General features: G+C 72.1%; 9 protein-coding genes. 5 read left to right on the top strand and 4 right to left on the bottom strand.

Annotated elements, in window-relative coordinates; translation table 11 throughout:
• Positions 1-134 precede the first annotated feature (134 nt).
• Together HCJ93_RS19895 and HCJ93_RS19890 are read left to right on the top strand one after the other, a co-directional pair.
• A complete protein-coding gene (locus tag HCJ93_RS19895; RefSeq protein WP_167997095.1) occupies positions 135-1,085 on the top strand; it encodes a cytochrome c oxidase assembly protein in 951 nt (316 codons plus the stop codon).
• A gap of 142 nt (positions 1,086-1,227) precedes the next feature.
• Positions 1,228-1,404 (top strand): hypothetical protein, encoded by a 177-nt coding sequence (locus HCJ93_RS19890; protein ID WP_167997094.1) that lies wholly within the window; start codon positions 1,228-1,230, stop codon positions 1,402-1,404.
• Between the two features lie 16 nt (positions 1,405-1,420).
• Here HCJ93_RS19890 and HCJ93_RS19885 read toward each other — a convergent pair whose 3' ends face one another.
• The 4 genes from HCJ93_RS19885 to HCJ93_RS19870 are packed head-to-tail and all read right to left on the bottom strand — an operon-like array spanning position 1,421 to position 5,475.
• Positions 1,421-2,623, bottom strand: a complete 1,203-nt coding sequence (locus tag HCJ93_RS19885) for a sensor histidine kinase (RefSeq protein WP_167997093.1) — start codon at positions 2,621-2,623, stop codon at positions 1,421-1,423.
• Positions 2,620-4,332: a sodium/solute symporter gene (locus HCJ93_RS19880; protein WP_167997092.1), complete on the bottom strand. Its 1,713-nt coding sequence runs from the start codon at positions 4,330-4,332 to the stop codon at positions 2,620-2,622. The genes HCJ93_RS19885 and HCJ93_RS19880 overlap by 4 nt, the downstream gene beginning before the upstream one ends.
• 18 nt (positions 4,333-4,350) lie before the next feature.
• Positions 4,351-4,710: a hypothetical protein gene (locus HCJ93_RS19875; protein WP_167997091.1), complete on the bottom strand. Its 360-nt coding sequence runs from the start codon at positions 4,708-4,710 to the stop codon at positions 4,351-4,353.
• Between the two features lie 9 nt (positions 4,711-4,719).
• On the bottom strand, positions 4,720-5,475 hold the full coding sequence (locus HCJ93_RS19870) for a LytR/AlgR family response regulator transcription factor (protein WP_167997090.1): 756 nt from the start codon (positions 5,473-5,475) through the stop codon (positions 4,720-4,722).
• A gap of 99 nt (positions 5,476-5,574) precedes the next feature.
• Here HCJ93_RS19870 and HCJ93_RS19865 point away from each other — a divergent pair, with 99 nt between their 5' ends.
• The 3 genes from HCJ93_RS19865 to rocD all read left to right on the top strand — a co-directional run bounded on the left by HCJ93_RS19865 (position 5,575) and on the right by rocD (position 8,238).
• Positions 5,575-6,078: an Lrp/AsnC family transcriptional regulator gene (locus HCJ93_RS19865; protein ID WP_167997089.1), complete on the top strand. Its 504-nt coding sequence runs from the start codon at positions 5,575-5,577 to the stop codon at positions 6,076-6,078.
• A gap of 124 nt (positions 6,079-6,202) precedes the next feature.
• Positions 6,203-7,015 carry a dimethylargininase gene (gene ddaH, locus HCJ93_RS19860; protein ID WP_167997088.1) on the top strand — a complete coding sequence of 271 codons (813 nt, stop codon included), beginning with the start codon at positions 6,203-6,205 and terminating at the stop codon, positions 7,013-7,015.
• On the top strand, positions 7,012-8,238 hold the full coding sequence (rocD, locus tag HCJ93_RS19855; RefSeq protein WP_167997087.1) for an ornithine--oxo-acid transaminase: 1,227 nt from the start codon (positions 7,012-7,014) through the stop codon (positions 8,236-8,238). Before ddaH ends, rocD begins: the two co-directional genes overlap by 4 nt.
• Positions 8,239-8,360: the final 122 nt, after the last annotated feature.

Below are 8,360 nucleotides of genomic sequence, written 5' to 3'. Positions count from 1 at the left end.
TCTAGGCACGGGCCCGCCGGCGCTCCGGACCACGGCATGACGTACGGCGGACCCCGGTCGCAGCGGCGGCCGGGGTCCGCCGTACTCTGTGGGGCGGACATTGCGCACAACCCCCACGAATCAGGAGCCGGTGGATGGATCACAGCGGGCACGGCATGACCATGGATCTGCCGCCGTTCACGCTGGGGCGAGGCCTCGCCTGGTCGGCGGATCCCTTCTTCCTCGTCGCCTGCCTGCTGGCGCTGGCCCTGTACGGCTGGGGCGTGGCGCGGCTCGTCCGGCGCGGGGACAAGTGGCCCGTGGGGCGCACCGTCGCCTTCGTGCTCGGCGTGCTGAGCGTCGCGCTGGTGATGTGCACCGGGCTGAACGACTACGGCATGGTCATGTTCAGCGTGCACATGGTGCAGCACATGGTGATCAGCATGGTCTCGCCGATCCTGGTGCTGCTCGGCGCGCCCATCACGCTCGCGCTGCGCGCGCTGCCGACGGCGGGGAGGGACCGCACGGGGCCGCGTGAGCTGCTGCTGAAGCTGCTGCACAGCCGGTACCTGCGCATCGTCACGCACCCGGCGTTCACCATCCCGATGTTCATCGCGAGCCTGTACGCGCTGTACTTCACCCCGCTCTTCGACTTCCTGATGGGCTCCAGGGCCGGGCACATCGCGATGATGGTGCACTTCCTCGCGGTCGGCCTGGTGTTCTTCTGGCCGATCATGGGCGTGGACCCGGGACCGCACCGGCCGGGGCATCTGATGCGGATGCTGGAGCTGTTCGCGGGCATGCCGTTCCACGCGTTCTTCGGCATCGCGCTGATGATGGCGTCCACCCCGATGGTGTCCACCTTCGAGCACCCGCCCGCCTCGCTGGGGATCGAGGCGCTGTCCGACCAGAACGCGGCCGGCGGCATCGCCTGGGCGTTCAGCGAGATCCCCTCGGTGCTGGTGCTGATCGCCCTGCTGTTCCAGTGGTACGCCTCCGACCAGCGGCAGGCCCGCCGCAAGGACCGCGCGGCCGACCGGGACGGGGACAAGGAGCTGGAGGCGTACAACGCCTACCTCGCCTCGCTGCACGCCCGCGGCAACTGAGGCACCCCGGCGGGCGCGCGCCGCCCGGCGCCCGGGAGGGCCGGGCCCGTGCCGGACGTCCCGGAACGTGGGTGTCTGAACGCATGTGCGGATCCTGTCCGGCGGGGCACCATGGAGGGAACCGCATGAGGAGGGTGTTGCGATGCCCGGTTCCACGAACGGTTCCACCTCCACGAAGACCATGGCCGTGCTCACCGTCGGTGGTCTGGTCGCCGTGACGGCCTACACGGTGGCGCTCGGCAGCAACGGCTGGCTGTGGTTCGGCTGGGTCGTCCTGGGCCTGATCACCCTCGGGATGATGGCTACACGCAGCACCTGATCCGCGTCCCCGCACGTCATCCGCCGAGGCGTCCGGCGGAGTGCACCCCCGGCTGGTACTTCGGCAGCCGGACGGTGACCTTCATGCCGGCGCCCACGGCGGTCTCGATGACCAGCCCGTAGTCGTCGCCGTAGACCTGGCGCAGCCGGTCGTCGACGTTGGACAGGCCGATGCCGCCGGAGGGGCCCGGTTCGCGGGCGAGGATGCGGCGCAGCACCTCGGGGTCCATGCCCGCGCCGTCGTCCTCGATCACCACCAGGGCCTCGGCGCCGGCGTCCTGCGCGGTGAGCTGGATGTGGCATTTGTCCGCCTTGCCTTCCAGGCCGTGCTTGACGGCGTTCTCCACCAGCGGCTGCAGGCAGAGGAACGGCAGGGCCACCGGCAGCACCTCGGGGGCGATCTGCAGGGTGACGGAGAGGCGGTCGCCGAAGCGTGCCCGCACCAGGGCCAGGTAGTGGTCGATGGCGTGCAGCTCGTCGGCGAGGGTGGTGAAGTCGCCGTGCCGGCGGAACGAGTAGCGGGTGAAGTCGGCGAACTCCAGCAGCAGCTCGCGGGCCCGCTCGGGGTCGGTGCGCACGAAGGAGGCGATCACCGCGAGCGAGTTGAAGATGAAGTGCGGGGAGATCTGGGCGCGCAGGGCGCGGATCTCGGCCTCGATGAGCCGGGTGCGGGACTGGTCGAGGTCGGCCAGCTCCAGTTGGACGGAGACCCAGCGAGCGACCTCCCCGGCCGCCCGGACCAGTACCGCCGACTCGCGGGGCGCGCAGGCCACCAGCGTGCCGTGCACCCGGTCGTCGACGGTGAGCGGGGCGACGACGGCCCAGCGCACGGTGCAGTCGGGGGTGTCGCAGGTGAGCGGGAAGGCCTCGCCGCGGCCGGTGTCGAGCGGTCCTGCCAGGCGGGCCATGACCTCCTCGCGGTGATGGGAGCCCACGCCGTCCCAGACCAGCACCCGCTCGCGGTCGGTGAGGCACAGGGCGTCGGTGCCGAGCAGGGAGCGCAGTTTGCGGGCGGCTTTGCGCGCGGTCTCCTCGGTGAGGCCCGCCCGCAGCGGGGGCGTGGCCAGGGAGGCGGTGTGCAGGGTCTCGAAGGTGGCGTGCTCGACGGGGGTGCCGAGGCCGGCCAGGCTGGACGGGCGGGCGGTGCGCCGGCCCAGCCAGAAGCCCGCCGCCAGCAGCGGCAGCACGGCGACCAGGAGCCCCGCGAGGAATCCGCTCATGGCGACACCTCCGTCCGCGTCTCCTCGGGCAGATGGAAGCGGGCCAGCACGGCCGCGGTGCCGGGCGGAACCCGGCCGGGGGTGGCCAGGGACACCAGGATCATGGTGAGGAAGCCCAGCGGCACCGACCACAGGGCGGGCCAGGCGAGCAGGGCGTGCCAGGGGCCCTCGCCCGGGTAGCCGGTCATGGTGGCGGCGACGGCGAGGAAGGCCGAGCCGCCGCCCACCAGCATCCCCGCGGCGGCGCCGGGCGGGGTGAGCCGGCGCCACCAGATGCCGAGGACCAGCAGCGGGCAGAACGACGAGGCCGACACGGCGAAGGCGAGACCCACGGCGTCGGCGACCGGGAGCCCGCCGAGCAGGAAGGTCAGGGTCACGGGCACGGCCATGGCCAGCACCGTGCCCAGCCGGAAGTGCCGCACGCCCCGCGAGGGCAGCATGTCCTGGGTGAGCACTCCGGCGACCGCCATGGTCAGCCCGGACGCCGTGGACAGGAACGCGGCGAAGGCGCCGCCGGCGACCAGCGCGCCGAGCAGGTCGCCGCCCACTCCCCCGATCATCCGGTCGGGCAGCAGCAGCACGGCGGCGTCCGCGTTGCCGGTGAGGGTCAGCTCCGGTGCGTAGAGGCGGCCGAGCGCGCCGTAGACGGGCGGCAGCAGGTAGAAGGCACCGATCAGGCCGAGGACGGCGACGGTGGTGCGGCGGGCGGCCACCCCGTGCGGGCTGGTGTAGAAGCGCACCACCACGTGCGGCAGGCCCATGGTGCCGAAGAAGGTGGCGAGGATCAGGCCGTACGTGGCGTACAGCGGGCGCTCCTCGCGGGACTCGGCGCGGGACGGGGAGACGGCGTCGTCGCCGCCCCGTCCGGCGGCGGGCACCTCGGTGCCCTCGGCGAAGGTGAGCCGGGTGCCGCCCTCGATGTGGTGGGTGCCGGCCGGCAGGACGAACTCGGCGCCGTCGTGGGCGGTGCCGTCGACGGTGCCGTCCACGGTCACGGTGAGCGGCTTGTCCAGGCGCAGGTCGAGGCTGTCGTGGACGCGTACGGCCCGCTGTTCGCGGAAGGAGGCCGGCTCGTCGAAGGCGTGGGTGGGGGCGCCGTCGCCCTGCCAGGCGAGGACCAGGAAGAACGCGGGCACCAGCAGTGCGGTGAACTTCAGCCAGTACTGGAAGGCCTGCACGAAGGTGATGCTGCGCATGCCGCCGGCGGCGACGATCACGGTGACCACCACGGCGACGATCACCCCGCCGAGCCAGTCGGGTGTGCCGGTGAGCACGGTCAGGGTGAGCCCGGCGCCCTGCAGCTGGGGCAGCAGATACAGCCAGCCGACGCCGACCACCAGCACGCCGGCCATCCGCCGGACCGTCTGCGAGGCGAGCCGCGCCTCGGCGAAGTCGGGCAGCGTGTAGGCGCCGGAGCGGCGCAGCGGGGCGGCGACGAAGAGCAGCAGCACCAGATAGCCGGCGGTGTAGCCGACCGGGTACCAGAGCATGTCCGGGCCCTGGACCAGGACGAGCCCGGCGATGCCCAGGAAGGACGCGGCGGAGAGGTACTCGCCGCTGATCGCGGCGGCGTTCAGCCGGGGGCCGACGGTGCGGGAGGCGACGTAGAAGTCGGAGGTGGTGCGGGATATGCGCAGGCCGAAGGCGCCCACGAGGACGGTCGCCAGGACGACCAGGGCGACGGCGGGTACGGCGTAGCTGGAGTTCACGGCCCGTCCGGTCCTGTCTCAGCGGTCCTCGACGAGCCGCACGAAGTCGCGTTCGTTGCGTTCGGCGCGGCGGACGTACCAGCGGGCCAGCAGCACCAGCGGGACGTACAGGCCGAAGCCGAGGACGGCCCACTCCAGGCGGCGGGCGTCGGGGGCGGCGGCGAAGACCAGCGGGAGCGGGCCGATGAGCAGGGCGAGGACGGCGAACACGGTCAGTCCGGTGCGCAGCTGGATGCGGATGAGCGAGCGGACGTAGGTGTGCCCGAGGGTGGTCTGCTCGTCGATCTCGGTGCGGGGCCGGTAGTAGCCGGTGGTGCGCCGGGCCCGGCGGGGCGGTCCGGTGACCACCACGCGGCGTTCGGTCGGATCCTGGGGCATGGGGCTTCCCTAGCTCGTCGTGCGGCGCATCAGCAGGTCCCGCAGCTCGCGCGCGTGCCGCCGGCTGACCTGCAGTTCCTCGGACCCGATCAGGACGCTCACCGAGCCCGCGTCCAGCCGCAGCTCGGCGATGTGGCGCAGGGCGACCAGGTGGCGGCGGTGGATGCGGACGAAGCCGCGCGAGCGCCAGCGCTCCTCGAGCGTGGACAGCGGGATGCGCACCAGGTGGCTGCCCCGGTCGGTGTGCAGGCGGGCGTAGTCGCCCTGGGCCTCGACATGGGTGATGTCGTCGACCGGGACGAACCGGGTCACCCCGCCGAGCTCGACGGGGATGTGGTCGGGGTCGGGTTCGCTGACCGGGATCCGCGGGGCGGCGCCGCGCTGGGCGGCGGCCCGGCGGACGGCCTCGGCCAGCCGCTCCTTGCGCACGGGCTTGAGGACGTAGTCGACGGCCTTCAGGTCGAAGGCGCGGACGGCGAAGTCCTCATGAGCGGTGACGAACACGACGAGCGGCGGCCTGGCGAATCCGGTGAGCAGGCGCGCGAGGTCGAGGCCGTCGAGGCCGGGCATCTGGATGTCGAGGAAGACCACGTCGATGGCGTCGGGTCCGTCGGGTCCGGACTCCAGGGCGCGGTTGATGCGGCGCAGCGCCTCGGTGGCGTCCGTGGCGCCCTCGGCACTGCGGATGCGCGGGTCGGCGTTGAGCAGGTACAGCAGTTCCTCCAGCGAGGGACGTTCGTCGTCGACGGCCAGAGCGCGCAGCATGATGCGGAGTTTAGGGGCGGGATCCGCCTCGGGTACATGCCGGGACGTGCGCGTTCTCGGCGGAGCCGCATTCCGGCGAGGGCTGGATACAGTGCCCGCATGAACAGCAGGCCCGCCTCCTTCGACGAACTCGACCGGAAGATCGTCACCGCCCTGATGGCGAACGCCAGGACGTCCTTCGCCGAGATCGGCGCGGCGATCGGGCTGTCGTCGACCGCGGTCAAGCGCCGGGTGGACCGGCTGCGGGAGAGCGGGATCATCACCGGGTTCACCGCGACCGTGCGTCCCTCCGCGCTCGGCTGGCGCACCGAGGCGTACGTCGAGGTGTACTGCGAGGGCGCGGCGCCGCCGCGAAGGCTGGCGGAGGTGGTGCGCGGCTACCCGGAGATCGCCGCGGCCATGACGGTGACCGGCGGCGCGGACGCCCTGCTGCATGTGCGGGCACGGGACGTGGAGCACTTCGAGGAGGTGCTGGAGCGGATCCGTGCCGAGCCGTTCATCCGGAAGACGATCAGCGTGATGGTGCTGTCCCACCTGCTGCCGGACAGCCCGGAGGCCGGCGCCAGCCAGCTCGCCCCGGATGGCGCAACAGACGTGCGCTGAGCAGGGGCAATACGCAGTATTGCTGCATGAGGACGCAGCTCTTGTTCCTTGTCGCCCCTCGGGGTCGCTTCCTAACGTGGAGTCATCCCTAGCCGACAGCGCGTGGAAGCGGAGGAACCCCTTCGTGCCTGGATCACGTGTGGCGTCCCCGCGGCGATACCTCGTCTGCGAACCCGGATTCTTCGCCGTGCGGTACGCGATCAACCCCTGGATGCATCCCGACCGGCCCGTGGACACGGCGCTCGCGCAGCGGCAGTGGCGCACGCTGGTCGACACCTACCGGGCCCACGGGCATACCGTGGAGACGGTGGAACCGGTGCCCGGTCTGCCCGACATGGTGTTCGCCGCGAACGCGGCGGTCGTCGTGGAGGGCAAGGTGTTCGGCTCGCTGTTCCACGCGCCCGAGCGGCGCCCGGAGTCCGTGCCGTACCAGACCTGGTTCAAGGACCGGGGCTTCGACGTCCATCAGCCCGAGTCGGTGTGCGAGGGCGAGGGCGATCTGGTGCCGGCCGGACGCTGGATCCTCGCGGGCACCGGGTTCCGCACCACGCGGGAGGCGCATCGTGAGGCGCAGGAGTTCTTCGGAGTTCCGGTGATCAGCCTGACGCTGGTGGATCCGTACTTCTACCACCTGGACACGGCACTGTTCGTGCTGGACGGCGAGAACGTCGCCTACTACCCGGAGGCGTTCTCGCCCGGCAGCCGCGAGGTGCTGAAGCGGCTGTACCCGGACGCGGTGATCGCCACCCGTGACGACGCGATGGCCTTCGGGCTGAACTCCGTCTCCGACGGACGCCATGTGTTCATCTCGCCGGGCGCGACGGCGCTCGCCGACCGGCTGGCCGACCGCGGCTATGTTCCCGTCCCCGTCGATCTGTCCGAGTTCCACAAGGCAGGCGGCGGCATCAAGTGCTGCACTCAGGAGATCCGCTCATGACCTCTGTCGCCCGTACCCGTTCGTCCGCCGAGCTGATCCGGGCGGAGGAACCGGTTCTCGCGCACAACTACCACCCGCTGCCCGTGGTCGTGGCCCGTGCGGAGGGCGCCTGGGTGGAGGACGTGGAGGGCCGCCGCTACCTCGACATGCTGGCCGGCTACTCGGCGCTGAACTTCGGCCACCGGCATCCGGCGCTGATCGAGGCGGCGCACCGCCAGCTGGACCGGCTCACCCTCACCTCGCGCGCCTTCCACAACGACCGGCTCGCCGGGTTCGCGGAGCGGCTGGCCGCGCTGATCGGGCTGGACATGGTGCTGCCCATGAACACCGGCGCGGAGGCCGTGGAGAGCGGGGTGAAGGTGGCCCGCAAGTGGGCCTACGACGTCAAGGGCGTCCCGGCGGACCGGGCCACGATCGTGGTCGCGGCGGACAACTTCCACGGCCGCACCACCACCATCGTCAGCTTCTCCACCGACGAGGTCGCCCGCAGCGGCTTCGGCCCGTTCACACCCGGCTTCCGGATCGTGCCGTACAACGACCTGGCGGCCATGGAGGCGGCGATCGACGAGACCACCGCCGCGGTGCTGATCGAGCCGATCCAGGGCGAGGCGGGCGTGATCGTCCCGGACGACGGCTATCTGGCGGGCGTGCGGGAGCTGACCAGCCGGAAGGGCTGCCTGTTCATCGCCGACGAGATCCAGTCGGGGCTCGGCCGCACCGGCCGCACCCTGGCGGTGGAGCACGAGTCGGTGATGCCGGACGTGGTGCTGCTCGGCAAGGCGCTGGGCGGCGGGATCGTCCCGGTGTCGGCGGTGGTGGCCCGCCGCGAGGTGCTGGAGGTGCTGCACCCGGGTGAGCACGGGTCGACCTTCGGCGGCAATCCGCTGGCCGCCGCGGTCGGCTCGGCGGTGGTGGACCTGCTGGAGACGGGCGAGTTCCAGCGCCGGGCGGCGGAGCTGGGCGTGGTGCTGCGCGGGGGACTTCAGTCCCTGGTCGGCAGGGGCGTCGTCGGGTTCCGCTCGCGCGGTCTGTGGGCCGGCGTGGACATCGACCCGGATCTCGGCACGGGCCGTGACATCAGCGAGCGCCTGATGCGGGAGGGGGTCCTCGTCAAGGACACCCACGGGTCCACGATCCGTCTGGCGCCGCCGCTGACCATCACCGCGGACGAGCTGCGGGGCGCCCTGCAGACGCTGGAGAAGGTGCTGGTCCAGGGAGCCTGACCGGCAGAACCCGTGATCCGCTCGCTCCGCCCGCGGCCGTCCCAGTCCCTGAGACCCGGTCCCGCCCGAGGCGCCCCGATCACCGGCAAGGGTGAAGATTGGGGCATGAGGTGATAGACCAC

It is taken from the genome of Streptomyces composti, assembly GCF_012034205.1.
Taxonomy (GTDB): domain Bacteria; phylum Actinomycetota; class Actinomycetes; order Streptomycetales; family Streptomycetaceae; genus Streptomyces; species Streptomyces composti.
This window is presented reverse-complemented; position numbering and strand designations above follow the sequence as displayed.

Coding starts and splice junctions, on each gene's coding strand:
- HCJ93_RS19895 (WP_167997095.1), top strand. CDS start 135: ATGGATCACAGCGGGCACGGCATGACCATGGATCTGCCGCCGTTCACG.
- HCJ93_RS19890 (WP_167997094.1), top strand. CDS start 1,228: ATGCCCGGTTCCACGAACGGTTCCACCTCCACGAAGACCATGGCCGTG.
- HCJ93_RS19885 (WP_167997093.1), bottom strand. CDS start 2,623: ATGAGCGGATTCCTCGCGGGGCTCCTGGTCGCCGTGCTGCCGCTGCTG.
- HCJ93_RS19875 (WP_167997091.1), bottom strand. CDS start 4,710: ATGCCCCAGGATCCGACCGAACGCCGCGTGGTGGTCACCGGACCGCCC.
- HCJ93_RS19870 (WP_167997090.1), bottom strand. CDS start 5,475: ATGCTGCGCGCTCTGGCCGTCGACGACGAACGTCCCTCGCTGGAGGAA.
- HCJ93_RS19865 (WP_167997089.1), top strand. CDS start 5,575: ATGAACAGCAGGCCCGCCTCCTTCGACGAACTCGACCGGAAGATCGTC.
- rocD (WP_167997087.1), top strand. CDS start 7,012: ATGACCTCTGTCGCCCGTACCCGTTCGTCCGCCGAGCTGATCCGGGCG.